At 69.9% G+C, this 25,748-nt stretch carries 14 protein-coding genes, 2 tRNA genes and 1 pseudogene; 9 read left to right on the top strand and 8 right to left on the bottom strand.

Features of this window, described 5'->3' with window-relative positions; genetic code table 11:
• Positions 1–547: pseudogene (locus ASG60_RS18240) on the top strand (sugar transporter); the annotation flags it as partial.
• Between the two features lie 80 nt (positions 548–627).
• Here the strand turns inward: ASG60_RS18240 and ASG60_RS18235 are convergent.
• The 4 genes from ASG60_RS18235 to ASG60_RS18220 all read right to left on the bottom strand — a co-directional run bounded on the left by ASG60_RS18235 (position 628) and on the right by ASG60_RS18220 (position 13,312).
• Positions 628–2,004: an aminotransferase class I/II-fold pyridoxal phosphate-dependent enzyme gene (locus ASG60_RS18235; protein ID WP_056175632.1), complete on the bottom strand. Its 1,377-nt coding sequence runs from the start codon at positions 2,002–2,004 to the stop codon at positions 628–630.
• Entirely contained in the window at positions 2,001–9,413 is a 7,413-nt protein-coding gene (locus ASG60_RS18230) for a type I polyketide synthase (RefSeq protein ID WP_156398950.1), read from the bottom strand. Before ASG60_RS18230 ends, ASG60_RS18235 begins: the two co-directional genes overlap by 4 nt.
• Before the next feature lie 678 nt (positions 9,414–10,091).
• On the bottom strand, positions 10,092–12,227 hold the full coding sequence (locus ASG60_RS18225) for a glycosyltransferase family 2 protein (protein ID WP_056387019.1): 2,136 nt from the start codon (positions 12,225–12,227) through the stop codon (positions 10,092–10,094).
• Between the two features lie 38 nt (positions 12,228–12,265).
• Positions 12,266–13,312, bottom strand: coding sequence for a hypothetical protein (locus ASG60_RS18220; RefSeq protein ID WP_056303928.1), 1,047 nt, complete (start codon positions 13,310–13,312; stop codon positions 12,266–12,268).
• Between the two features lie 268 nt (positions 13,313–13,580).
• Between ASG60_RS18220 and ASG60_RS18215 the strand changes: the two genes are divergently transcribed.
• The 3 genes from ASG60_RS18215 to ASG60_RS18205 all read left to right on the top strand — a co-directional run bounded on the left by ASG60_RS18215 (position 13,581) and on the right by ASG60_RS18205 (position 15,942).
• A tRNA-Val gene (locus ASG60_RS18215) sits at positions 13,581–13,655 on the top strand.
• A 353-nt stretch (positions 13,656–14,008) separates the two neighbouring features.
• On the top strand, positions 14,009–14,803 hold the full coding sequence (locus ASG60_RS18210) for an ABC transporter permease (protein ID WP_056175623.1): 795 nt from the start codon (positions 14,009–14,011) through the stop codon (positions 14,801–14,803).
• Between the two features lie 851 nt (positions 14,804–15,654).
• Positions 15,655–15,942, top strand: a complete 288-nt coding sequence (locus tag ASG60_RS18205; RefSeq protein WP_056361583.1) for a hypothetical protein — start codon at positions 15,655–15,657, stop codon at positions 15,940–15,942.
• A 259-nt stretch (positions 15,943–16,201) separates the two neighbouring features.
• Here the strand turns inward: ASG60_RS18205 and ASG60_RS18200 are convergent.
• Positions 16,202–16,278, bottom strand: a tRNA-His gene (locus ASG60_RS18200).
• Between the two features lie 178 nt (positions 16,279–16,456).
• On the opposite strand from ASG60_RS18200, the gene ASG60_RS18195 reads away from it, so the two are divergent.
• Complete coding sequence (locus ASG60_RS18195) at positions 16,457–18,322, top strand: chloride channel protein (RefSeq protein ID WP_056387017.1); 1,866 nt, start codon at positions 16,457–16,459, stop codon at positions 18,320–18,322.
• Positions 18,323–18,350: 28 nt separating this feature from the next.
• Here the strand turns inward: ASG60_RS18195 and ASG60_RS18190 are convergent, their stop codons facing one another.
• Entirely contained in the window at positions 18,351–19,709 is a 1,359-nt protein-coding gene (locus ASG60_RS18190) for an MFS family transporter (RefSeq protein WP_056175617.1), read from the bottom strand.
• A 321-nt stretch (positions 19,710–20,030) separates the two neighbouring features.
• On the opposite strand from ASG60_RS18190, the gene ASG60_RS18185 reads away from it, so the two are divergent.
• A complete protein-coding gene (locus tag ASG60_RS18185; protein ID WP_056387014.1) occupies positions 20,031–20,900 on the top strand; it encodes a DUF1236 domain-containing protein in 870 nt (289 codons plus the stop codon).
• 75 nt (positions 20,901–20,975) lie between these two features.
• Here the strand turns inward: ASG60_RS18185 and hrcA are convergent, their stop codons facing one another.
• Entirely contained in the window at positions 20,976–22,034 is a 1,059-nt protein-coding gene (hrcA, locus tag ASG60_RS18180) for a heat-inducible transcriptional repressor HrcA (protein WP_200918873.1), read from the bottom strand.
• 290 nt (positions 22,035–22,324) lie between these two features.
• Between hrcA and ASG60_RS22955 the strand changes: the two genes are divergently transcribed.
• The 3 genes from ASG60_RS22955 to rdgB all read left to right on the top strand — a co-directional run bounded on the left by ASG60_RS22955 (position 22,325) and on the right by rdgB (position 24,144).
• Positions 22,325–22,645, top strand: coding sequence for a hypothetical protein (locus tag ASG60_RS22955; protein WP_056175610.1), 321 nt, complete (start codon positions 22,325–22,327; stop codon positions 22,643–22,645).
• 108 nt (positions 22,646–22,753) lie between these two features.
• Positions 22,754–23,512: a ribonuclease PH gene (gene rph / locus ASG60_RS18170; RefSeq protein ID WP_056175606.1), complete on the top strand. Its 759-nt coding sequence runs from the start codon at positions 22,754–22,756 to the stop codon at positions 23,510–23,512.
• Positions 23,509–24,144: an RdgB/HAM1 family non-canonical purine NTP pyrophosphatase gene (gene rdgB, locus ASG60_RS18165; RefSeq protein ID WP_056175603.1), complete on the top strand. Its 636-nt coding sequence runs from the start codon at positions 23,509–23,511 to the stop codon at positions 24,142–24,144. Before rph ends, rdgB begins: the two co-directional genes overlap by 4 nt.
• A gap of 151 nt (positions 24,145–24,295) precedes the next feature.
• On the opposite strand, the gene ASG60_RS18160 is transcribed toward rdgB, so the two are convergent.
• Positions 24,296–25,483 (bottom strand): DUF2778 domain-containing protein, encoded by a 1,188-nt coding sequence (locus ASG60_RS18160; RefSeq protein WP_056386980.1) that lies wholly within the window; start codon positions 25,481–25,483, stop codon positions 24,296–24,298.
• Positions 25,484–25,748: the final 265 nt, after the last annotated feature.

Genomic DNA, 25,748 nt, shown 5'->3' with positions numbered 1-25,748 from the left:
TGTGAAGGTGCCCGTCAACGAGACCTTCGTGCGGCTCTCGCGCGGCAACCTCACCGCCACGGTGCCGCTCACCACCGTGGTCTCCAACCCGCGCGAGAACATCTTCCTGCGCCCCAGCGACGTCCTGACCCTGGTGCGCGATCCCCAGACCTTCCTGGCGGTGGGCGCGCTCGGCAACTCCACCGAGATCCCGTTCCAGGCCGAAGGCATCACTCTCGCTCAGGCGCTGGCCAAGGCGCGCGGCCTGTCCGACTTCCAGGCGGACCCCGCCGGCACCTTCATCTTCCGGTTCGAGCCGGCCGCCGTGGTGCGCCGGCTCAAGCCCGGCAGCCCGCTGCTCGGCACGCCGCTGGTGCCCGTGGTCTACCGGATCAACATGCGCGACCCCAACAGCCTGTTCCTCACCCAGGCCTTCCGCATGCGCAACCGCGACCTCGTCTACGTCTCCAACGCCCCCTTCACCGAGGTTCAGAAGGTCCTGTCGGTGTTCTCAACCGTCACCGCGCCCGTCGCCGCAGGCGCCTCCCTCTACGCCACGGCCCGCTGAACGGCGGACCGTCGGGTACAAAAAAACGGACCCTCACGGGTCCGTTTCTCGTTCTGGTGTGACGGTTCGAGCGGCGAGGCCTACGGCTTGCCGCGCTTCGACATCAGCTGCTCGATGAGCGAGCCGCCCTTCTCGATCTCGTGCAGTTCCTCGGCCACGGCGTCCACGGTCTCGCGGATCTGCTCCGGGGTATGCTCGGAGGTGATGAAGAAGCGCAGGCGCGAGGCCCGCTCGGGCACGGCCGGGTGGATGATCGGCTGCACGTTGATGCCGCGCTTGAACAGGCGGTCCGACAGGGTCACGGATTTCAGCGAATCGCCGACGATGACGGGAATCACCGCGAGGCCCAGGCTCGTGCCGGTGTCGAGGCCGTGCTTCTTGGCGCAGGCGAGGAACAGGTTGCCGTTCTGACGCAGGCGCTCCACCCGGTGGGGCTCGGCATGCATGATCGCCAGCGCCGTCTCGGCGGCGGCGGCCAGCGGCGGGGACAGGCCGACGCTGTAGATGAAGCCGCCGGCCGTGCACTTGAGATATTCGATGAGTGCCGCCGGGCCGGCGATGTAGCCGCCGCAGGTGGAGAGCGTCTTCGACAGGGTTCCCATCCAGATGTCGACCCCATGCGGATCGACGTCGCAATGCTCGGCGAGGCCGATGCCGGTGCGGCCGAGGACCCCGAGGCCATGGGCGTCGTCGACCATCAGCCACGCATCGTAGCGCTGCTTCAGGGCGATGAGGGCGGCGAGATCCGGCGCGTCGCCGTCCATGCTGTAGAGACCCTCGACGACGATGAGCGCTCGGCGGTGCTCGTGCCGGGTGGCGCCCAGCAGGGTCTCGAGGGCGTCGAGGTCGTTGTGCGCGAACGAGCGGCGCTGCGCGCCCGAAAGCTGCGCCCCGGTGACGATGCTGTTGTGGCTCAGGGAATCGTGGAAGATCACGTCGCCCGGCTCCATCAGGGCGCCGAGGGTGGTGACGTTGGTGGCGTGCCCGCTCACCATCACCACACAGGCTTCCGTGTCGTAATGGTCGGCCAGCGCCTTCTCCAGGGAGAGGTGCCCCGGGCGCTCGCCCGCGACGATGCGGCTGGCCGAGGCCGACGTGCCGAAATCCTCGATCGCCTTGGCGGCGGCGGCGTTCACGTCCGGGTGCCCGTTGAGGCCGAGGTAGTCGTAGGACGAGAAGTTGATGAACGACTTGCCGGCGATGCGGGTGCTGGCACCGGCCCGGGTCTCGTGGACCCGGAAGAACGGATTGCCGAGCCCGATGAGGTCGGCGGCCGAGCGCTGCAGGCGCAGTTCCCGGTAACCCGGCAGGGTCTCGAAGTTCTGCACCGAGGGATCCCCCGCCGGGCGCGCGGGCGCCCGCACGGGAGCGGGCCGGTTGGCGTTGCGGCCGAGGCGGTTCGTCACGAAGCCCGCGAGCGCCGCGCGCCCACCGTCCGGTCTGGCGGGTTTGGTCACGGCAGGATTTCCTTGATGACGAGGCTGTTCTCTTCGACCAGCGCGTGGAAGGGTTCGAGGGTGCGGACGTCCACGCCCTCGCTGGCATGGCGCTGGGCGAGACTCATCACGGCGGCCGCCGCCTCGTCCACGGGGGCCGAGATCGACTGGATCAGGGTCTCGGTCAGCTCGTTGACCGTGAGCCCGGACGAGATGCCGGAGGGCGGCGCGTCGAGGGCGAAGCGCTCCTGCAGGCTGGCGCCGAGTTCGACGCCCATGAGCGAATCGAGGCCGATCTCCGAGAGGTGACGCACGCGGCTGATGTCGTCCTTCGGCAGGCGCAGGATGCGGGCGATGTCCTCGACGATGGCGTCGGCCACGGTCTTGCGCACCGTGTCGATGTCCTGGGTCTTGAGCAGCGTCCCGATGTTGATGGCCGCCACGGTGCCGGCTTCCATCTGCTGGTCCGAGCCGAGTTCGGCGTAGCTCGGGCTCTTCATGGTGGCGAGGCGCTCGCGCGCCTTGCCCCAATGCATGGAGGCGATGGCCACCACGGCGTCGTCGCTGCTGCGGCCCTGGCCCTGCAGCGCATCGGCCATGAGGTCGAGACAATGGCGAGCATCCATCGGCGTGACGCCGACGCGGCCCGCCAGGGTCTCCATCACCGCGCGGTTGCGGGCGAGCACGCCGACATCGCCGATGGCGCCCCAGGCGACGGCGAGCGCCGGCAGCCCGGCCTTCCGCCGGCGGCGGGCGAGGCCTTCCATGAAGCCGTTGGCGGCCACATAGGAGCCTTGGCCCGGATTGCCGATGAAGGTCGTGGCCGAAGAGAACAGCACGAAGTAGTCGAGCTTTCGCGCGCGCGTGGCCGCGTCGAGGTGCTCGGCCCCGATCACCTTCGGGCGGATGACCGCGTCGAGGGCCGCCGCGTCGATGTTGGCGATGAGCCCGTCCTGCAGCACCATGGCGCCGTGGATCACGCCGGCGAGTTTCCTGCCCCCGCGCTCCACGTCCGCCAGCAGGGCATCCACCGCCTTGCGGCTGGTGATGTCGCAGGCCTTGGCCTGGACCTCGACGCCGCGGGCGGTCAATTCGGCCACGAGGGCCTTGGCGTCCTCGCTCTCGGCGCCCTTGCGGCCGACCAGCACGATGCGCCTGGCGCCGCGGTCGGCGAGCCAGCGCGCGGCCTCCAGGCCGAAGCCGCCAAGGCCGCCGGTGACGAGGTGGACGCCGTCCGGCGCGATGGTGAAATCGGAGGTGGGGGCCATCATCACGCTGCCGGCCTTCGGCGGCGCGATGACGATCTTACCGACGTGCCCCGATTGCTGCATCAGCCGGAACGCGTCGGAGACCTCGTCGGAGGTGAAAGGCTGATACGGCAGCGGCTTGAGGCCGCCTTCGTTGAACAGGGCCATGACCTCGCGGAACAGCCGCGCGCCGTCCTCGCCCTGGTGCTGCAGCACCTGATCGAGGTCGACGCCGAAGTAGGACAGGTTCCGGCGGAACGGACGCAGGCCGATATGGGTGTTGGCGACGTAGTCGCGCTTGCCCAATTCGATGAAGCGGCCGAACGGCTTGAGGCAGTTGAGGCTGCGCTCCATGGCCTCGCCGAACAGGCTGTTGAGGACCACGCCGACGCCGTCGCCGGTGATGCGGCGGACATCGTCCACGAAGGCGAGCGAGCGCGAATCGAGGACATGCTCGGCGCCCAGGGCCTTCACCAGGGCGCGCTTCTCGCGCGATCCGGCGGTGGCGATGACGCGGGCGCCCTTGAGCTTGGCGATCTGCAGGGCCGCGAGGCCGACGCCACCGGCGCCGCCATGGACGAGGACCCACTCGCCGCGCCGCAGGCGGGCGCAGCTCACGAGGCCGTAATAGGCCGTCAGGAAGGCGACCGGCACCGTGGCGGCGGCCTGCGCGTCGAGTCCGGGAGGGCTCGGCGCCACCACGAGCTCGGGCACGACGATGTGGGTCGAGAAGCCCGACTGCGCGAAGGCGACGACGCGGTCGCCGACCTTGAAGGCGCTGACGCCGCTGCCGACGGACAGGACCCGGCCGGCGACTTCGAGGCCGAGGCGCGGACCCGCGAACCCATCCTCGAGGATCTCCTCGGGCAGCATCGACAGCGCCCAGAGCACATCGCGGAAGTTGAGGCCGGTGGCCTCGACGGCGATCTCGACCTCGCCGCGTCCGGGGGCCCGGCGCTCGGCCGGGCCCCAGGCCATTTCGTTGAGGCCGCCGGTGTTGCTGCGCTCCAGGCGGGCGGCGGGAGCCGGCACCGCGTCGGCGGCGGGCCGGCGCGCGATCTGGCCCGGCGCGAACCGGATCACCCGGGTCTGGTCGGCGTCGAGGATGATCTCGGTCTCGGTCGTTCCCGACAGGATGAGGTCACGCAGGCGTTCGGCCGCGAGCTTGGTCGAAAGGGCGTCGGTGACGTCGATGCGGCGCACGTCGAGGTTGGCGACCTCGTTGGCGAGGGTCCGGGTGAAGGCCCAGACGCCGGCCTCGACGGAGCCGTCGACATCGCCGTCGTCGCGTGTGGCACCGGGACAGACCACCCACAACCGGGTCTGGCGGCTGCCGAGATGCTCGACGCAACGCTTCAGGCTGAGGCAGCGGTCGCGCAGGCGGTCGGAGGCCGCTCCCTCGGTGTTGAAGGCACCGGCGAGGAACACCACCGTGTCGGGCGTTTCGCGCTCGAGTTCGAGGAGCGACTGCTCTGAATCGAGGATGATGGAGACGTGGACGCCGCCGGCCACCAGCAGGGTCGCCAGCGACGAGGCGGTTTCGGCCGCGTAGCCGTCGTGCGAGCCGATAACGAACGCGAAGGTCTGGCCGGCGGCCGGCCGGGCGCGCACGGGTGCCTCGGCGATGAACAGAAGGTCGTCGCCGTTGTCGGAGACCGCACGATCGACGGCGACCCGGACGAGGCCGGTGTCGCTGAGCGACCGCTGCCAGCCGGTGATGTCGTCGAGGCGCCCCATGGGCATGTCGCCGGCGACGTCGAACCAGTCCGGCGTCAGGCCGAACACGAGGTCGCGGAACAGGGACGCACCGGGCTCGACGGCGATGAGGAAGCCGCCGGTTGCCAGCGCATCGGCGACGAGCTGAAGGACGCCACGCTCGGCGCGGTGAAGCACGTCGCTCGCGAGGATCGCGTCGAACCCGCCGGGGGTGAGTTCGGCGGCGTCCTCGATGACCGTGACGCCGCGCGGCAGGGCGAGGCGGGCACGCTCGGCCAGGCGACGGTCTGCCTCGAACACCGAAAGCTGTGCCTCGATGCCGTCCGCGAAGGCCGCGGCCTGGGCCGACAGGGGGCCGAAGCCGACTTGGAGCACCCGCAGGGCACGGTCGCGCGGCAGGGTGGCGGCACCCTGCTCGACGATTCGCGCGATGACATCAGCCGAAGCGCGGGCGGTGGCGCTGCGCAGGATGAAGGCGTCGAGGGCGTTCTGCGACAGGGTCGGGGCGTGGACGAGGTCGCCGGCGAGAAGACGGCCGACGACGGCGCCGATATCGGCGGTCAGCACGAGTTCGGCCGAGAGGTCGGGGTGATCGGCGGCGATCCAGCGCATGATCTCGTCGGGCGCCGGCAGGGTCACGTCCTTGCGCAGGGTCCAACGCTCGCCGTCGAGGGTGGCGAGACCGCTGCTCTCCAGGGCGAACAGGGCGTTCAGCAGCCAGGGGCGCATGGCCTCGGGCACGCGCTCGTCGATGGCGACGGTGCCCGAACGCTGCAGGCCTTCCGCGAGGCGGTAGGCCATGGAGGTGGCCCAGCCTTCGAGTAGCAGGTGGCCGGGGGCGAGGGGCGCCTCGGGCGCGGCGAAGGCCGCCTTGGCCTGGGGCCGCACGGCATCGGCGATGCGCTGGCGCCGGTCGAGGGGGATCGCCGTCGGTTCGGTGGCGAGCTCCGGGCGCTGCGCGATGGCGTAGGCCGCGAGTTCGTTGGTGTTCTTGGTGCGCAGGGCCTGGAAGCGGCCCTCGCGCAAGGTGGCGATGACCTCGCCCGTCGCGTCCACCAGGGTGAAGTCGGCCAGGATGCTGCGCTCGTTGGCGCGGCGTGTCCGGATCATTGCCCGGGCGATGACGGCACCCGGCCGGACGAGGCGGATCTCGCCGAAGCGCACCGGCACGTAGGCCTTGGTCGAGCCCTCGCCCATGAGGCCGGCGAACAGCAGGATCAGGCCGTGGAAGCATGAATCGAGGCGCGCCGGCACGAGGCCGAAGCGGTCGTCGGCTTGCGCCGGCACGAGATCGGAGACGATGGTGGTCTCGTCGAGGCGCGCAGACAGGGCGACCTGACGGAAGCTCGGGCCGAAGCCGAGGCCGGAGGCGGCGGCGATGCGGTAGAGGGCCTCGCCGTCGACGGCCTGCTCGCCCGGCTCGGGGATGTCCTGGCGGGCGGGCGGCTGGAACGTGCCGTCGACGATCTTCGCCGCGGCGTGGAGTTGCCAGGCGGCCTGGGTCAGGCGCGGCCGGCTCAGGATCTGGATGCCGTTGCCCGAGCCCGCGACCCGGACCATGACCTCGCGCAGGGATTCCTCCCCGAACACCATCGGCGACTGGATCTCGAACTCGGCCAGCACGACGGTGTCGCTGCGCATGACCTCGCGGGCGACGCCGAGCGCCATTTCGATGAAGGCCGCACCGGGCAGGATCGCCTGTCCGTCGATGCGGTGATCGTCGAGTTCGGGCACCGTGGCGATGTCGACGTGGCCGTGCCATTCGAGGCCGTCGACGGTGACGCGCGAGCCATAGAGCGGGTGGTAGGCGCGCGGCGTGGTGGCACCGACGCCTTCGGTGGTCTCGGCGAGGCGGAAGGAGCGGCGCTGCCACGGATAGAGCGGCAAGGACACGTCGCCCTTCGGGTTCTGTCCGAACACCGTGGTCTCGTCCACGGCCGCACCCTGCACGAGGGCGGCGGCCACGGTCCGGGCGATGGGGTCGCCGCCGGCCTGCTTGCGGTGGAGGACGCCGATGGTGGCGTTCTCGATGCCGAGCGGCTCGATGGCGTCGCCGATATGCGACAGCAGGGTGGCGCGGGGGCCGACCTCGACGAAGACGCGCGCCCCCTGGCGGGTGGCTTCCTGTACGGCCTGGGCGAAGCGCACGGGCTCGCGGATGTTGCGCCACCAGTAGCCGGCCCCGAACTCGGAGCCCGCCAGCACCGTGCCGGTCACGGTGGAGACCATGGCGGTGGCGCCCGCATGGGGCTTGAGGCCGGCGAGATCGCGCAGGAGCGGCTTCTCGGTCGGATTCATCAGCCGGCCGTGGAAGGGATATTCGAGATCGAGCTTGCGCCCACGGCGGCGCTTGCGCGCGAGCGCCTTCATGGCGGCGTCGATGTCCGCCACCGGGCCCGCGACCGTGATGGCCTTGGGGCTGTTGTAGGCGGCGATGTCGAGGCTCGGGTAATCCTTCAGGAACAGCTCGATCTCGTCGGCGGGCGCGAGCAGCACCGCCATGGTGCCGAGGCCGCGCGTCGATTCCTGATGCTGGCTGCGGAAGAAGATCACCTTCACGGCCTGCTCGAGGGTGAGGATGCCGGCGGCTTCCGCCGCAGCGATCTCGCCGACGCTGTGGCCGAGCACGTATTTCGGGTTGAGGCCGCGCGCCCGCAGTGCCGTGGTCGAGGCGCTGGAGATGGCGAAGATCAGGGGCTGGGAGACGCGGGTGAGCACGAGGCGCGCGTCGAGGTCCTCGGCGAACAGGGCCTCCTTGAGGGACCAGTCCGAGAGCTTGAGGAACAGGGTGTCGATGCGGTCGAAGGCGGCGCGGAAGACCGCGTTCTCCTCGTAGGCCTCGCGGCCCATGCCGGCCCACTGGCTGCCGTTGCCGGAATAGACGAAGGCGACCTCGGCCGAGCGGTCGACGGCGGTGCCGATGAGGGCGGCGTCCGTATCCTCGGACTCGCCGACGGCACGCAGGACCGTCGGCAGGTCGGCGTCGAGGGCGATGGCGAGGCGCGACGACAGGCGCTCGCGGCGATGCGCGGCGGCGGCGGCGATGCGGGCGACCTCGGCCGGCGCGGCGCAGTCGAAGCGCTCGGCGTAGTCGAGGGCGAGCTCGTTGAGGGCCGCGCGGCTCTGGGCCGACAGCAGCAGCACCTCGGGCGCCCGGGTGGTCTCGGCCTTGGCGGCGACCCGCGCGCCGTCGGTGAGGACGATGTGCGCGTTGGTGCCGCCGAAGCCGAAGGAGTTGACGCCGGCGAAGCGCTCGGCCGTTCCGCGCGGGATCGCGAGCGGCTTGTTCAGGACCTGCAGGTTCAGGTCGGTGAACGGGATGTCGGGGTTGAGTTCGGCGGCGTGCAGAGAGGCCGGCACGAAGTCGTGCTCGAGGGCGAGACTGGCCTTGAGCAGGCCGGCGAGGCCCGAGACCGGCTCGGTGTGGCCGATGTTGCTCTTGATGGAGCCGATGGGCAGGGGCTCGCGCCGGGGCTTGCCGAGCTTACCGCCGATGGCGCCGGCCTCGATGGGGTCGCCCACGGGGGTGCCGGTGCCGTGCGCCTCGACGAAGACGACCTTGTCGAGGTCGATCTCGGCCTCGCGGTAGACCTGCTCCAGAAGCGCGCCCTGCGCATAGCCCGAGGGAAGCGAGATGCCGGTGGTGCGGCCGTCGGAATTGACGCCGCTCGCCGCGATGACGCCCCGCACGGTGTTGCCGTCGCGGGCCGCGGCTTTGGCCGATTGCAGCACGAGGACCACGCCCCCCTCGGAGCGGACGTAGCCGTCGGCCTGGGCCGAGAACGCGCTGCACAGGCCACGGCGCGACAGCATCTGGGCGTTGGAGAAGCAGATGAAGTTGAACGGGCTCGCCAGCAGGTTGACGCCGGCCACCACGGCCGTGTCGATCCGGCCGCTGGCGATGGCGGCCACCGCCGCGTCGAGGGCGACGAGGGACGACGAGCAGGCGGTGTCGACGGTGAAGCTCGGGCCCTTGAGGTCGTAGATGTACGAGATGCGGTTCGACAGGATCGAGAGGGTGTTGCCGGTGGCCGCGTAGGCGTCACCCGAGGCGGTGTCGAGGATGCGCAGGTTGCCGTAATCCAGCGACGAGGCGCCCACGAACACGCCGATGGGGGTGCCGGCCACGGCGGAGGGACGCAGGCCCGCATCCTCCAGGGCTTCCCAGGTCAGTTCGAGCAGGAGCCGCTGCTGCGGGTCCATCTGCTCGGCCTCGCGCGGCGAGATGCCGAACACGCCCGGATCGAACGACCAGATCTCGTCGAGGATGCCCGCCGACCAGGTGTAGCTCTTGCCGCGCTCCTGGGCGCGGGGATGGCCGAACCGGCTGAGCGACCAGCGATCCTCGGGGATCTGGCCCACGGCGCAGCGGGCTTCCGTCAGGAGCTGCCACAGACCCTCGACGTTCGAGGCTCCCGGGAGGCGGCAGGCACGACCGATGATCGCGATGTCTGTACGTTGAGTCACGTTCGATTCGCACACGCTCTTGAACGGGGAACGAGACCGGCCTCGAAAAGAGACCGGGCAATCCGTCCGATCCTTAGTATGGCACCAGGGCGGTGTCCAACACGGGGAAGAAGGGACGGGCGAGGCTTGGCGCGACGAAAAAACATCCTGTCGCGCATCATGATGCGTGGCCCGCCTGCTCCGAACGGAGACCGGTGGCGGGACCGGAAATCGAACGGATCAGGCGTCGCGGATCAGCGGTCGCGACCCTGGCGGCCCCGACAAGAGAGCTTCGCCCCCCCTCATCGCGGTGCCCTGCATGCGGTCCGGAATCGACTGACGAGGATGGGCCATGGGGTTCCCGGCTGCCTTCGTGGATCGGATCGGGGACGCGTGATCCTTATGCCCGTGATCCTCGATCCCGACGGGCGGGACACAGGACTTTCGGGCGGTGCCGCTTTCACGGTTGCGGGCGTGCTTATCATCCCGACTTCGAGCAATTCCAAGGCAATCGTGTCACCGGGAGGACACACACCAGCGGGATCACGGCCTCCGTCGGGGATCCGGGATGGTGCAGCGCGCCAGTTCGCGTCGAATTGTCACCGCAGCGCAACATCGCCCTTGGCGTGTGGCTTTGGCGCCTGACCTCGTGTGACCTGGCGCCGGGCGGCACCGGGGCCCGGACGCATCGGTCCGGTCTCACAGGCGGAAATGCGCCGCCGTGCGGGACAGGTTGGGATTGTAGTACGGGTCGGCTCGAAGCTGCGGCTCCCAGCGCGCCTGCATCACCCGCATCTCGGCCTCGAACCGGGTGCGCTTCTCCGGCGTGTCCTCGGGTCCCCGGCTCTTCGATTCGTGGTGGACGAGGCGGGCGTACGGCGTCCACAGGTTGCGGTAGCCGGCCTCGCGCAGGCGCAGGCACAGGTCGACGTCGTTGAAGGCGACGGCCAAGTGCGCGGCATCGAAGCCGCCGACCCGCGCGAACGCCTCGGCCCGCACGGCGAGGCACGCCCCGGTGACGGCGGAGACCTCCTGGGTCAGGACCATGCGGGCGAAGTAGCCCGGCTCCTCCCCCGGCAGGCCGGGATGGCTGTGCCCGGCGACCCCGCCGATGCCGAGCACGATGCCGCCGTGCTGCAGGGTGCCGTCCGGATAGAGCAGCTTGGCGCCGACCGCGCCGACGCTCGGATCGAGGGCGAGGGAGACCATCTCGGCGAGCCAGCCGGGCTCGACGATCTCGACGTCGTTGTTGAGGAACAGCAGCACCGCGCCGGTCGCGGCCGCGGCCCCCCGGTTCGACAGGTCGGAGAAGTTGAACGGGCCCGGCACGGGCAGGATTCGCAGGCGCGCCTCCTCCGCATAGGACGCGAACAGGGCATCCGTCGCCGGCTCGCGGCTGTCGTTGTCCACGACCACCACCTCGATGTCCGGGTAGTCGGTCGCACCGAACAGGCCGCGCAGAACCGTCCCCAGGAGCTCGGCCCGGTCGCGGGTGGGGATGATGACGGAGACGCGCGGAGCCGGGTGGGGCAGGGGCCGCACGAGCCGGTTGAAACCCAGCGGCCCGCGTTCGGCACGGGCGCCGAAGGGCGCGGCCACCTCCGCGAGCGCGCGCAGGCGGGCGGTCTCGGCCTGCGCCAGGGCCCGGTCGGAGAAGGTGCCGGAGCCCCCGGCAGCACGCCAGTGATAGAGCACGTTCGGGATGTGACGTACGCGCGCGGGCGCGAGCCCCTGCGTCAGGCGCAGGAGCAGGTCATGGTCCTGGCTGCCCTCGAAGCCCGGACGCAGGCCGCCGAGCGCCCGCACCGCGGCGGTGCGCACCACAGCGAGGTGATTGATGTAGTTCTGCCCGTAGAGCAATTCACGGTCGAAGCCGGACTTGAAGTGCGGCTCGAACCGGCGCCCGCGTCCGTCGATCTTGTCCTCGTCGCTGTAGATCAGCACGAGGTCGGGGTCGGCGCGGATGGCCGCACCCACATGGAACAGGGCGGTCTCGGCGAGCACGTCGTCGTGGTCGAGGAAGGCCACGTAGGCGCCGCGCGCCAGGGCGAGGGCCTCGTTGGTGGCCCGCGCGATATGGCCGTTCACGGCCCGCCGCGTCACGCGGATGCGGGAATCGGCGGCGGCGTGGGCCGCGAGGATCCGGACGATCGCCGGATCGGTGGAGGCATCGTCGGCGACGCAGAGTTCCCAATGGGGCGAGAGCTGTGCCCGGACCGAGCGCAGGGCCGCTTCCAGCACCGCGGGCGCGGGATTGTGGACCGGCATCAGGACGGAGATCAGGGGCGGGTCGACCCACGCGGCGGCCTCGGCGCGCAGGCGGGCCCGCTCGGGGGCGGTCAGGGTGTCGAAGCGGCGGATCCAGGCGGCGTACCCGGTGCCGCGGCGCTGTCCGAGGGCGGCGGAGAGCAGGCCGCGCCCGCGCACCTTGAGGCCGAGGGCGCGCCAATAGACGGCACGAACGGTGAGGCGGGGCGCCCGCAGCACGGCACGGGCCACGAGGGCGAGGCGCCCGCGCCGGTGGATCGCCACATCCACGAGGGCGAAGGGTCGGCCCGGCGCCAGGGGGGAGAGGACGAGGGCGCGGAGTGCCTCGGGCAGGCGTCCCGTCCAGGCGAACCGGTCGCCGCCCAAGGCCTCCTCCTGCAGGACCGCGCCGTGTCGGCCTTCGCACAGGACGGTCACGAGCAGGCGAGCGATCCCGCCGCTGCCGGCATCGCGGAACCGGATCGTCACCCAGGCGCCGTCGAGGCCCGCCCCGGTGAGGTCGAGGCGCGAGCCGCCGCCATCGGCCGTGAAGGCACGGATTCCGCCCGGCAGGCGGGCCGACGGCATCGCGCCCGGATGATCGCGCCCCGGGTCCCCGCCCATGCTCAGACGGTCCAGCCCTTGGCGACGGCGTCGCGCACGGCGTCCGCCATGGCGACGTCGAACACGAGCATGTCCTGGGCCGCCCGCAGGCCGCGCAGGCGTGCCGCCAGTGCCAGGACGGTCTCGGGGATCGGCTCGGGCTCGGGCACGACGGCCTCGACCCCGAGGCGATCGAACACCGTGGTGGCGAAGGCCTCGTAGAATTCGCGGTGGCCGACGACGTTGACGCGGGCCAGGATCTCGATGGCGACGATGGAATTGCCCGGGGTCATCCGATCGTTGGGCAGCTTGGTGCCGAACTGGCGAGCCAGGGGATTGTACAGCAGGTGATACGCCCCCTCGGGCATCATCTTGAAGAAGCGCTTGAGGCTCTTCGGGTCGTCGAAGTCGTAATCGCCGGTGAAATCCGCCGCCTCGGCGAGACCGCCGAGGCGCCAGGCCTGGGCCGGATCGGCCGCGACGGCGGCCCGCGCCTTCAGCCACAGCATCCGCGTCGCCATCTCAGTGTAGGGATCGTGGATCAGGGCGGTGGTGATGAAATCGTCGCTGGCGAAGAAGCCCTCGTAGCGCGGAACGATGATGGCGCCGGACACGAAGGACGAGGCCAGCCAGGGGCTCTCGAACAGCACCCGCAGCACTTCGTCGGACAGGCGCCCGACTCCGAGGTAGCTCTGCTGGAACCGGTCGAACAGAGCCGCGGGGATGCGGGTCTCCGGCACGATGCTGGTGTCGACGAGCAGGACCTTGCCCGTCCGGAGCCCATCCTGGCGGATGCGCCGGTAGATCAGGACGTTGGTGTCGGTGTCGTAGATCTCGACGCGCCGCGCCTCGGCCAGCCCCGGCACCTCCTCGGGGGTGAGCCGGAAGACGCAGTGCCCGGTGGAGTGCCAGCCGTTGGCCCGGATGCCGTCATCCGTGATCGTGGCCGGGATCTCGGCGACGCGCCGGCCCTCCACGGCGACGAAGACGCGGCTGATGGCCAGGGGGTTGTCCGGGACCACCCAGAACCTGATCTCGGCACCCAGGTCGTGATCGACGTAGAACCGCATTCCTCACCGTTGCTCGATGGCCTGGAGCCGTGCCCGATCCGCTCGGATCGCGCCTCCGGCTCCTTGTCCCTGCCGTGGCACTCGCCGCTCGCCCGACGCCGCCTCCCTCGGGGAGGCCGCCGCACGGGCCGGCCCCGGCCCTTAGCGTACTTTGAGGATCGGCGCAGGAAAATGGATCATGGTCCGTGATCGGAGCGCGCCTTTGCGCTTGCGCCCCCCAAAACCAGAAGCTATAGCCCCCCTCACCGGCGGCGAACGCAGCCGGTGAGGGCGCTTAGCTCAGCGGTAGAGCACTACCTTGACATGGTAGGGGTCACAGGTTCGAACCCTGTAGTGCCCACCATCTCACCTCCTGGCGACACGGGGATTTCCCTGGCCAAAGGCGAGTTGGTGACGAGGGATCGCAGGTTCAGCGAACCTGCCTGCGGGGAAGACCGGACCTAGACCGGTTTCTCACCTGAACCCATACCACGACGACATCGAAGTCTTTGGATTTGCGGCCGTATCGAGCCGGCCTGCGGCCGCGACTGCGTCGGCCATTGCCACGCCCGCCGTCTGGCAGAAGCACGAAACGCGCTGTTCCCTATGCACCTTCGCACACCGACCGCGCTGAAGCGTCGGGGGAGCGCGACTGCGTATTTTTGACCAGATCTCCCGCTAGGCGCGACGCACGCCACACCGCCCGAGACCCACCCCATGGTCACCTTCAAAGCAAAGACGCATGTCGCGCGAAGCGATTGGGAGGTCTACGCACACGTCATTCATGCACTGATGCTCCGCGACATGCGGACCCGGTTCGGCGCCTCGTATTGGGGCTACGTCGTCGTCATCCTGTGGCCCGTCGCGCACATCTTCCTGATCGTCGGCCTCATGGCCTTTCGCGGCATGCCGTCGCCTCTGGGCGACAGCGTGATCCTGTTCATCGCAACCGGTGCCGTTCCGGCCCTGGTGTTTCAATACACGTCCCGCGAGGCGATGAAGGCGATCGTCTCCAGCAAACCCCTGACCTATTATCCGCAGGTAAAGCTCTTCGATCTGATCGTCGCGCGATTCATCGTCGAGGCGGTCAAAGGATTCACCGGCCTCATCCTGATTTTCTTCATCCTGGTTTGCTTCGGCGTCGACCCGATCCCGGACGAACCGATCATGGCGGTCGGCGGATACTGTGCCGCCCTGCTCCTCGGTCTCGGCATCGGGGCGATCAATGTCGGAATCCTGTCGTTCTTTCCCGGATGGCAGATCGGATACATCCTCGTCACGATCACGTTCTACCTGACGTCCGGTGTTTATTTCCTGCCGCAATTCATGCCGCCACAGATCTACGAGATCATGAAATGGAACCCGATGGTGCAGATCATCGAGTGGGTCCGCCTCGGGTACTATACGCAACTCGGCGTGAACGTTGATTACCTCTACGTTCTGGGGATGGGATTCGGAACGTTGACCCTCGGACTCATCATGGAGCGAACGCTGGTTCGCCGCTTGGCGTAAGGCAACGGCCCTCCTCCCTTTCCGCGTGCGGGCAACGCAGCCCCCGGCGCCTTTCTGGCCCGGGGCCTTCTCGCAGGAGCGCCCCTTCACCTTTCCGCCGCTCCGGCTCGGCCCGACCGGGCGTCACTGTGGAGCGAGGGCGGGGCCGCTCCGCGACGCCGCGAGCAAGGGCCGGCCCTGATCCCGCGGCCATCCGACGACCACCGGCGTCGGGCCACAGGGAGGGAAGCCAGCGCAAGGCCCGGCCAACGCCGCGCCCACCGCCTGCTGCAGCCGAATCTCCGACGATGGGGGAGATCCCTTGCCCTGCGAAGCTCGATACGTCGAAGCCTGGTCCCGTCGCTTGGCCGGTGCCGTCCATCCCGAAGCCAGCGCCCACACGGGTTTATACTAACATAGATTAGCTCATCATTCGAATACGAAGGTTGCCTTTGCGCTATACAGTATCCGTTGACACGAAATCCAGCACATCAATGTAGTTCTCGTCAATCGAGATCGATTTCCGCAGCGATTTTCGCGCAAGGGCCCATGTCCTACAACTAAATCTGAAGCTGTTTGCCGAGTTTTTTGATAACCAAATATTCCTCTACCGCAATGAGAGAAAAATACCGCCACCAAGCCATAGGATCGATCCATTGAATTCAATTAAATTCTGACATCGAGAATTTCATCGTCGGATGCGCCACGGAACCAAGTAACCGATGGGAATTCGTAAAAAATTCCTTGCCAAATCATCCGCACGACGCTTACAAATCATTGCCAACCGCCAAGTCTCCATCCCTTTGGGCTGAAAGACATTCGCCAGCCCTCTCGGTCCAGGGGTGACAATGCTTGCGTCGCACGAACTGGGAATGCTTTCCAACGAGCCGAATGCCGGTCCTTCGCCGGACAGCAGATCGGACCAGGGCGTCGAGAGGCAGATCGAACAGCGCGGCTCCGTATCGCAGCCCCGCCCCTCGGCCGGGCGGGCCTACCGGGCCATCTTGCTGGCGGCCGATGGACGGATCGCGACGCTCTCCCGGCTCGACGCCCAGGACGATGCGGAAGCCCTCGTCCGGGCGGCCGGGATGGTCGATGGACATGCCGTCGAGTTGTGGGACGGCAGCCGCTTCATCGCGCATTTCCCGTCGGTGGATTAGCAGGCGCGCCGGCATACGAAGGCCGGCGCGTCGAAGGGCGGCTGCGCGAGTGGAAAGCCCTTTCGATCGCCCCAACGCTTGGCCCTGCGCGACATCGGCCGGGCGCCAAGCTCCGGAATTCGCTCCGGCCGCATCCGCACGGGGCTCGATCCGCCGGATCGGGCACGATGCGCGGCGCGCTCCGCTCGACCATGCCCGGCCCCAGCAACGAAGAAGGGGCTGGCCTGAGCCAACCCCTTGCAAACGTTAGGCAATTCTATGGTACCACCGCCCCGGCTCGAACGGGGGACCCCCAGATCCACAATCTGGTGCTCTAACCAACTGAGCTACGGCGGCACTGAGGGGGCTGTATCGCGAGCCGAAGCGCTTTTCAAGCGCCGGCTGCGCATCGGGGCGAGGAGAATGTGTGGAGAGGGCCGCCGAGGCACCGCGCGGGAAACCGATCGACGCCCGGGCGTGGCCCTCTTAAACCGGAGCCATTCCCCTCGATCGCCCCGTTCGGCCCCCCGCGATGATGACGCCACGCCCCATCCTCACCCGTGTGCCGGCCCGGGCTCGCCTGTTGGCCCGGGCTCGCCTGCTGGCGAAAGTCCCCGCACGCGCGCGTGCGGCGGTTCGGGGCAGCGAGATCGGTCTCGTCGCCCTGGCGGGCCTCGCCGGCTGCGTCGCGGGCGCGGCGGTGGCCGCCATGCAGGGGGCGACGCAGGTCCTGCGCGCGTGGCTCTACGGCCTGCCGCCCGGAATGCGTCTGAGCGCGAGCCACGACGTGCCGGCCCTGACCCTGCTCCTCGTCCCGGCGGCGGGCGGCCTCGTGCTCGGCCTCCTCGCCCATACCATTGCCCGGGCCATCGCCCGGCGGCACGGACGGCGCCCGCACGCAGTCGTCGATCCCATCGAGGCCAATGCGCTCCACGGCGGGCGGATGTCGGTACGCGGCTCGGGGCTCGTCGCCCTGCAGAACATGATCTCGAACGGGTCGGGGGCCTCCGTCGGCCTCGAAGCCGGCTATACCCAGATCTGCGCCAGCCTCGCGGCACGCTTCGGAGCGTCGTTCGAGCTGCGCCGGAGCGACCAGCGCACCCTCGTCGGCTGCGGGGCGGCCGCCGCCATCGCGGCAGCCTTCGGGGCGCCGCTCACGGGGGCGTTCTACGCCTTCGAACTCATCATCGGCACCTACGCCATCGCCACCCTGACGCCCGTGGTGGTGGCGGCCCTGTGCGGCAGCGTCGTCGCCCGCGCCCTGGTGGACCAACCGGCGCTGGTCACCGTCAACGGCCTCGACGCCCTCACCAGCACGGCGATCACCGGCGCCGACACCGTGCCGGTCCTGGGCCTCGGCCTCGTCTGCGCCGGCCTCGGCATCGTGATCATGCGCGGCGTCACCCTGGTGGAGGCCGGCATCCGTGCGAGCCGGATCCCCGCCCCGCTGGCCCCCGCCCTCGGTGGGCTCTGCGTCGGCGCCCTGGCGGTCGCGGTCTCGCCGCAGGTTCTCTCGGGCGGGCACGGGGCCCTGCACCTGCATCTCGGCACGCACGGGGCGGGCATGGGTCTCGGGGGCCTCGCGCTCCTGTTCGCCGCCAAGGCGACGGCGTCGGCCCTCTCCATCGGCGCGGGGTTTCGCGGCGGCCTGTTCTTCGCCTCGCTGTTCCTCGGGGCGCTCGTCGGGGAGATCTTTTCGGGGGCGATGCCCGGCTTGGCCGCCTTCGCGCCGACGCCGCTCGCCTACGCGGTGATCGGCATGAGCGCGCTCGCCGTCGCGGTCATCGGCGGCCCGCTCACCATGACGTTCCTGGCCCTGGAACTGACGGGCAGCTTCCCCATCACCGGCCTCGTCCTCGTGGCGGTGATCGCCTCCTCGCTCGCCGTGCGAAAAACCTTCGGCTACTCCTTCGCCACCTGGCGCTTCCACCTGCGCGGCGAGAGCATCCGCAGCGCCCACGACGTCGGCTGGATCCGCACCCTGACCGTGGACACCCTGATGCGCCGCGAGGTCGCCACCGTGCCGGTCTCCCTACCGCTGACGGTCTTTCTCGCGGACCATCCCCTCGGATCGCCCTCGCGGGTCGTGGCGGTGGACGGCGAAGGTCGCTACGCCGGCATCGTCCGGGTGCCGGAGGCCCACGCCGCCGCCCGGGACGCCGATGGCCCGCCCCCCGGCCTCGCCGACCTCCTGCGCCACGCCGACGACGTCCTGACGCCCGGCATGAACGCCAAGGCCGCGGCCGCCGCCTTCGACCGCACGGAGAGCGAGGCGCTCGCCGTCGTCGACGGGCCGGAGACCCGCCGCGTCGTCGGCCTCCTCACCGAAAGCCACACCCTCAAGCGCTACGCCGAGGAACTCGATCGGCAGCGCCGGGCGATGCTGGGCGAGACGGCGTGAGCGCCACGGCGCCCACGCCCGCCCGAGGTCAGGCGTGGACCACGCGCCCCTTCGCCCCCAAGGCCTCCTCGACGGTGCCGTCGCCGTCGAGATAACCGTGACGTTTGGGGTTCGGCATGATCAGCGAGGCCACGAAGGCGATCCCGAGCATCACGGTGACGTACCAGAAGAACGAACTCTCCGAGCCGATCTGCTTCAGGTAGAGCGCCACCATCTCGGCGGTGCCGCCGAACAGGGAATTGGCGATGGCGTAGGACAGGCCCACGCCCAGCGCCCGCACCTGGGTCGGAAACAGCTCCGCCTTCACGATACCGGAGATGCCCGTGTAGAAGCTGATCACGGTCAAGCCGATCATGATCAGGGCGAAGGACAGGACCGGGTTGGTGGTGCTGCCGATGGTGGTCATCAGGGGCACCACCATGAGGGTGCCGAGTCCGCTGTAGAGCAGCATGTTGGCCTTGCGGCCGATCTTGTCCGAGAGCCAGCCGAAGAACGGCTGGATGATCATGTAGACCAGCAGCGCGGCGGTGGAGATCTGCGAAGCGGTAATCTTGTCGATATGCGCCGTGTTGAACAGGTACTTCGGCATGTAGGTGGTAAAGGTGTAGAAGCTCAGGGAGCCGCCGGCCGTGTAGGCCAGCACCACGCAGAACGCGCGCCAATGCTTGAACAGGGCCGCGAAGGTGCCGGATTCCTTCGAGCTCATGTCCGCCTTGGTGGCGGTCTCGGTCAGCGACGAGCGCAGGTAAAGGGCGACCACGGCGGCGAGCGCCCCGATCACGAAGGGAATGCGCCAGCCCCAGGCGGTGAGCTGCTGGGCGGTGAGCACGCTCTGCAGGACGATCAGCACGAGGGAGGCCAGGAGCTGGCCGCCGATGAGGGTGACGTACTGGAACGAGGCGAAGAACCCGCGCCGGCCCTTGATGGCGATCTCGCTCATGTAGGTGGCGCTGGTGCCGTACTCGCCGCCCACCGACAGGCCCTGGATCATCCGGGCCAGGAGCAGCAGGGCCGGGGCGAGGTGGCCGACGCTCGCGTAGGTCGGCAGCACGGCGATCATCAGCGAACCGGCGCACATCATCAGCACCGAAATCATCATCGAGGTCTTGCGGCCGAGGCGGTCGGCGAGGCGCCCGAACAGCCACCCGCCGATGGGCCGCATGAAGAAGCCGACGGCGAAGACCGCGGCCGATTTCAGGAGCTGGCTGGTGTCGTCGCCCTCGGGGAAGAACACCGGCGCGAAGTACAGGGCGAAGAAGGCGTAGCAGTAGAAGTCGAACCACTCGACGAGGTTGCCCGACGAGGATGCGACGATGGCCTTGATCCGGCGGCGGTTGTCCGCCGCCTCATCGAGCCTCGGCGTCATGATTCCGGCACCGTCCGACATGCGCGTCTCCCCCTGTTTTATTTGGGATGTTGTTGAATTGGCTCATTATTTTTTTAGCATGGTCCCGCCCGGGCCTGCTGTGCGGCGACGTTAAGCTCCGCGGAAAAATTCGCAAGAGCACCGGCGGATGCCAAAATGACCGCAGGCAACGCGGCCGTGGAAGATCTGCGCTCAAGCTTTCATTCGGCCTCTCGCGCCCAAATGAAAGTCCCCGCGCAAGTCGATCCGGGGAAAATGCGGAACGGTTTCTGGGACGTCCTCGTTGCGGCTGCGCATCGGCGCCGAACGGCGCTGTCCATCGACGGGGCGGGAAACAAAACCATGAGCAAACTCTTTCGGAGCACGGTCGCGGCCGCGGCCCTGGTCATCGGCGCGACGGCGGCCTTCGGTCAGGGCGGCCCGGGTGGCGGCGCGGCCGGCGGTGCAGCCGGTGGTGGCGGCGCCGGCATCGGTGCGGGCGGCGGAGTCGGGGGTGGCGCAGGGGGCGGACGCGGCGGTGCCGGCGGCCCAGGCGCCGGTGCGGCGGGTGCCGAGCGTGGCGGCCCGGCCGGAGGAGGCGCAGGTGTGGGCGGCGGTGCCGGCGAGCGCGGTGGTGCTGCCGAGCGGGGCGGTGCTGCCGAGCGCGGCAGCCCGGCGGGCGGCCCGAACCGGGGCACGGAAGACGGCCGCGGCGGACGCGGCGAGGGCCGGACCGACCGCGACGGCCAGCCGGATCGCGGCGCTGCGACCGACCGCGGCGAGCGGGGTGACCGCGACGGTCGAGGCGACCGGGACGGCAAGGCGGACCGGGATAGTAGGACGGACCGGGACGGCAAGGCCGATCGCGGGGATCGCGATGGCCGGGGTGATCGCGGCGACCGGGGCGATCGCGGCGCACGAGGAGATCGCGGCGCACGAGGAGATCGCGGGGATCGGGGCGCGGTCCGGGGCGCCTATGGCCGCCTCGGCGCGCCGCAGCGCACGGAGTTCCGCCAGAGCGTGATCCGGCGCGGCATTCCGCGCCTCGCCGCCGGCGCCTTCGCGCTCACCGTCGGCACGGCCATCGCCCGCAGCTACACCCTCTACGACCTGCCGCCGGACATCGTCCGCATCGCGCCGGAATACGAGGATTACCGCTACGTGCTGGTGGACGACGACATCGTCATCGTCGATCCCGACACCTACGAGATCGTCGACGTGATCCGCGGCTGAGCGGCTTCATCTGGAAGACGGGGAGGGCGCGGCCGCGAGGCGGCGCCTTTTCTCGTTCAAGCGCTTGCTCTCGTCTCAGCGCTTGCTGCGGTCGAGCAGCCCCGAGACGACGCGGGCGGTGTAATCCACCATCGGGACGATCCGGGCGTAGTTGAGCCGCGTCGGCCCGATCACCCCCACGACGCCGACGATCTTCTGGGCCCCATCGCGAAAGGGTGCGGCGATCATCGAGGAGCCCGACAGGGAGAACAGCTTGTTCTCCGAGCCGATGAAGATGCGGACCCCCTCGCCGCCTTCGGCCCGGGACAGGAGTTCGATGACGTCCTTCTGGGTCTCGAGGTCGTTGAACAGCAGGCGGATGCGCTCGAGATCCTCGACGGCCCGCAGGTCGTCCAGGAGATTGGCCTGACCGCGCACGATGAGCTGGCGCGCGTCGGACGGGCCGACGGAGACGGCGAGGCCGGCATCGACGAGGCGCTCGGTGATGACGTCGAGTTCGCGCTTCATCGCCTGGCGGCCGGATTCGATCTCGGCCCGCAGGGTCCCGAGTGTGCGCCCCTGGAGGCGGGCGTTGAGGTAGTTCGAGGCCTCCTGCAGGGCGCTCGCGGGCAGGCCGGGCGGCAGGTCGAGGAGGCGGTTCTCCACCGAGCCGTCGTCGGAGACGAGGACCACCAGGGCACGGGCCGGGTCGAGGCGCACGAACTCGATGTGCTTCAGGTGCACGTTGGTCTTCGTGGTCAGCACCACGCCGGCACCGCGCGAGATGCCCGACAGCAGGGTCGAGGCCTCGGCCAGCGCGCTCTCGAAGGTGTGGCCGGAGGCCGCCGCCCGCATCTGCGCCTCGATCCGCGCCTGCTCGTCCTGGCCGACATCGCCGAGTTCGAGCATGGCATCGACGAAGAAACGCAGGCCCTGCTCCGTCGGCAGCCGTCCGGCGGAGGCATGGGGCGCGAAGATGAGCCCGGAATGCTCCAGATCCGCCATCACGTTGCGGATGGAGGCCGGCGACAGGGTCATGGGCAGGATGCGCGCGAGGTTGCGCGATCCCATCGGCTCGCCGGTGGTGAGGTAGCTCTCCACGATCTGCCGGAAGATCTCGCGCGCCCGCTCGTTGGGCGCGGCGAGGACATGCATCGGCTGGGATGCGGAGAAGGGGCGGGCGGGCTCGGTCACGACGGTTTTCCTGGGCCACGATTGTGTCCGCGCGGGGGCCCTCGCACAAGGCGGCGGCGCGCGTCCGCATCGGAACGCGGGCTGCGGCGGGGCAGGGCACGCTTCATCCGCCCTTCAGGAACGATGGGCCAAAAGAAAAACCGCGCTTCGATGAAGCCGTCCGGGCCCATCGTGCGTTCCACACCGCTCACCTGTCCGGCCAAGCTCGAAGTCCGTGCAAGGCCGGCCCCGCGTGGCGTCAGGAGTCCCATATGCGCAACACATCCCGTTCCGGTCTGATCCGGTCCCTGGCCATCGTGCTGGCCATGATCGGCGCCATGTTCGTCGCCGCGCCCCAAGGCGCCCAGGCGGCCCCCGCCATGGTCTCGACGGAGGTCGCCGGCCCGGCCGCCGCCCTCACGGAGGTCCAGTACGGCGGCTATGGCCGTCATCACCGTCATCACCACCGCCATTACGGCCACCGCCGCCACTTCGGCCATCATTTCGGCCATCACCGGGGTCGCCATTACGGCCGTCACTTCGGTCATCACCGCGGTCACCACCACGGCTACGGCCGTCGTCACTTCTACTGAGAGACGTTCGGAGGGGCGCCCGGTGGGCGCCCTTTTCGGTTGGGGCGTTGCCGCAGCCGCGCCCGGCGCCTAAGAGCCGCGTCCTGACACTCAACCGGGAGAGCGGCGATGCGGCCCTCGAAGCGCGCCAACGACGATCTGCGCACCGTCACCCTCGAGCGCGCCGTGGCCCGCTACGCCGAGGGGTCCTGCCTCGTCACCTTCGGCGAGACCAAGGTGCTGTGCACCGCCTCCCTGGAAGAGCGCGGGCCGCCCTGGCTGCGCGGCTCCGGCAAGGGCTGGATCACGGCCGAGTATTCCATGCTGCCGCGCGCCACCCACGAGCGCACCCGGCGCGAAGTGAATTCGGGGAAGCCATCGGGCCGCACCCAGGAGATCCAGCGCCTCATCGGCCGGAGTCTCAGGGCCGTCACCAACCTGCCGGCCATGGGTGAGCGCCAGATCACCGTCGATTGCGACGTGATCCAGGCCGATGGCGGCACCCGCACGGCCGCCATCACGGGCGCCTGGGTGGCGCTGCACGATTGTTTCGCCTGGATGCGCGCCCGCTCGATCATCTCCGTCGATCCCCTGCGCGATCACGTGGCGGCGGTGTCCTGTGGCATCGTCAAGGGCGTGCCCGTGCTCGACCTCGACTACGCCGAGGATTCGGGGGCGGAGACCGACGCCAACTTCGTGGTCACCGGCTCGGGCGGCCTCGTCGAGGTCCAGGGCACCGCCGAGGGCAAGCCGTTCTCGGAAGAGGAGCTCATGGCGCTCCTGCGCCTGGCCAAGGGCGGCACCGAGCGTCTCGTCGCCCTCCAGAAGGACACCATCGCGCGCGAACCCGCCGACAAGCGCGTCACGGACAAGAAGGCCTCCGCATGAGCCAGCACCGCATCCTCTCGGGCCGGGTCGTCGTCGCGACTCACAATGCCGGCAAGCTCGTGGAGATGCGCGAATTGCTGGCGCCCTTCGGGATCGCGGCGGTCTCGGCCGGCGAGCTCGGCCTGCCCGAACCGGACGAGACCGGCACCATGTTCTCGGAGAATGCCGCCATCAAGGCGCACGCGGCGGCCCAGGCCTCCGGCCTGCCGGCTTTCGCCGACGATTCCGGCCTGTGCGTGAACGCCCTCGACGGGGCGCCGGGCCTGTTCTCCGCCCGCTGGGCCGGGGAGTCGAAGGATTTTGGCGGCGCCATGGCGCGGGTCGCGGCCGAGATGGAGAAGCGTGGCGACACCACGCGGCGGGCGCACTTCGTCTCCGCCCTCGTCGTCGCCTGGCCCGACGGCCACACCGAGACCTTCGAGGGCCGGGTGTTCGGGCAGATCGTGTCCCCGCGCGGCACCAGCGGATTCGGTTACGATCCCCTGTTCCTGCCCGACGGCCACGACCGGACGTTCGGGGAGATTTCTTCGGAAGAAAAGCACGGCGTCGATTGGCAAACGGGCGACGCCCTTTCCCACCGGGCGCGGGCCTTCGTGCTCCTGGCCCGGGCCTGCCTGCGGCGGCCAATCTAAGCCTGCCTGCGGCGCCCGGCCTGAGGGGGCGGCCGGAGCCGCCGGCACCCTAGAGTATTTTCCATGATCCTCCGATCACGGAAAATTCTCTAAGTTATTGTTGGGTCGCATTTTCTTCACGCGAGCCGGTATCCACCTCGCTTGAAAATGCTCAGCGGCTCGCCAAGCCGTAGCGACGCCCGTTCAGGGGCGGTCCGTCCTGGCCGTTGCCGGCCACCACCACGAGGCGCTGGACCTCGCCGCGGAGATACGCCTGCAGGAAGCGGTTGTAATCGCGAAAGACCACGCAGCCGTTGGACGCGCCGCTCGGTCCGAGCATGTAGGTGTGGGCGAGCAGGCCGACGCGGCCGTGGATCGCGGCGGGGCCGCCCACGGGGTTGAGGCGGATCGCCCGTACCCCGTGGAACAGGGCCTCGCGCTCGCGCAGATCGTAGGTGCCGGGCGGCGTCGCGCCCCGCATGGTGAGGTGCACGTTGCGCGGGTTGTCCTGGCTCGGTCCGAGGCCTGAATGCGCCTCCAGCACCTCGCCGTTGGGCAGGGTCACCCGCCCGGCGGTGATGTCGTAGATCGCGATGCCGCCGCCCACCACCGGGGCGGGCCCCGGAACCAGGCGCTGGCGCGACGGGACCGCCTCCGACGCCCCGTCCACGGAGGCGTAGGCCGTGGGGGCCGGGGCATCGCCGAAGATGCGATCGAACAGGGAGGGCTCCTCGACGCCCGCCGCCCGGAACACGCTCTGGGTCGAGGGCAGGGCGGGACGCCGGGCGAGGCGCGCGGTGACGGCGACGGGCGCGCGCCGGAACTCGGTCGGGCGCGGGACCGGCAACGGTATCGGCAGCGGCACCGACAGGGCGACCTGCTCGGGGCGTGGCAGGGAAGCGGCGACGGGCGTGGAGCGCGCCGGGGTCGCGGCCATCTGCACCGCCGAAGGGGCGGCCTCGGAAGGGACGGCCTCGGGCGGGGCATCGGCGGCGGCAACCCGGACGTCGACGGCCGGCGCCGGCTCGGCCCGTTGGAAGCCCGAAGCCAGGGGCCCCAGGGAGAGGGGACCGGTGAGGAGGGTGGCGCCGATGGCGGGCGTGGGATCGAGCATCCAGGCGTAGTCGGCGGGCAGCGGCCGGGCGGCGGCCGTCTCGGACGCCGCTGCGACGCTCACCGGTACCGCTGCGACGCTCGCCGGTACCGCTGCGACGCTCATCGGCGCCGCGTCGCTCCCGCCGCCGAGGCGGGCTCCGGCGAGGCCGAGGGCCCCCACCGAGACGGCGAGCAGCATGCGGTTGCGGCGGCGGCGACGCTCCTGCCGGGGAGAGCGGTGCGAGCGGAGCGCGACATAGGTCATGGGGACTCGAACTCGATACGCATGTCCCGTTCGGGCAGCCCGCGCCGAGCCCTGTCCGCGCGGGTGCACCGCGCGGACCTGACACGAAATCGGGAGTCACCGTGAAGGGAACGATTTACCGTAAGTGTCCGTGAGTAAGCACGGGCTTGGTTAATCTCGCCTGAAGCGCATCAGCGTATTCGCGCAGAAAAACCGGCCGCGTTGGTTCAGTTCGACACAGGCGGGGGCATCCGGCGGCGGCACGCGGCGGCGCATCCGGAAGAAA

The sequence above is a fragment of the Methylobacterium sp. Leaf469 genome, assembly GCF_001424745.1.
Lineage (GTDB): Bacteria > Pseudomonadota > Alphaproteobacteria > Rhizobiales > Beijerinckiaceae > Methylobacterium.
Note: the sequence above shows the minus strand (reverse complement) of the source record. Positions and strands in the feature narration are given on the sequence as shown.

Bases quoted from the DNA above. Each gene is read 5' to 3' on its own strand.
- ASG60_RS22955 (WP_056175610.1), top strand. From the start codon at position 22,325: ATGCGCAACACATCCCGTTCCGGTCTGATCCGGTCCCTGGCCATCGTG.
- rdgB (WP_056175603.1), top strand. From the start codon at position 23,509: ATGAGCCAGCACCGCATCCTCTCGGGCCGGGTCGTCGTCGCGACTCAC.
- ASG60_RS18225 (WP_056387019.1), bottom strand. From the start codon at position 12,227: ATGCCGTCGGCCCGCCTGCCGGGCGGAATCCGTGCCTTCACGGCCGAT.
- ASG60_RS18220 (WP_056303928.1), bottom strand. From the start codon at position 13,312: ATGCGGTTCTACGTCGATCACGACCTGGGTGCCGAGATCAGGTTCTGG.
- rph (WP_056175606.1), top strand. From the start codon at position 22,754: ATGCGGCCCTCGAAGCGCGCCAACGACGATCTGCGCACCGTCACCCTC.
- ASG60_RS18210 (WP_056175623.1), top strand. From the start codon at position 14,009: ATGGTCACCTTCAAAGCAAAGACGCATGTCGCGCGAAGCGATTGGGAG.
- hrcA (WP_200918873.1), bottom strand. From the start codon at position 22,034: ATGCATGTCCTCGCCGCGCCCAACGAGCGGGCGCGCGAGATCTTCCGG.
- ASG60_RS18205 (WP_056361583.1), top strand. From the start codon at position 15,655: ATGCTTTCCAACGAGCCGAATGCCGGTCCTTCGCCGGACAGCAGATCG.
- ASG60_RS18160 (WP_056386980.1), bottom strand. From the start codon at position 25,483: ATGACCTATGTCGCGCTCCGCTCGCACCGCTCTCCCCGGCAGGAGCGT.
- ASG60_RS18185 (WP_056387014.1), top strand. From the start codon at position 20,031: ATGAGCAAACTCTTTCGGAGCACGGTCGCGGCCGCGGCCCTGGTCATC.
- ASG60_RS18190 (WP_056175617.1), bottom strand. From the start codon at position 19,709: ATGTCGGACGGTGCCGGAATCATGACGCCGAGGCTCGATGAGGCGGCG.
- ASG60_RS18195 (WP_056387017.1), top strand. From the start codon at position 16,457: ATGACGCCACGCCCCATCCTCACCCGTGTGCCGGCCCGGGCTCGCCTG.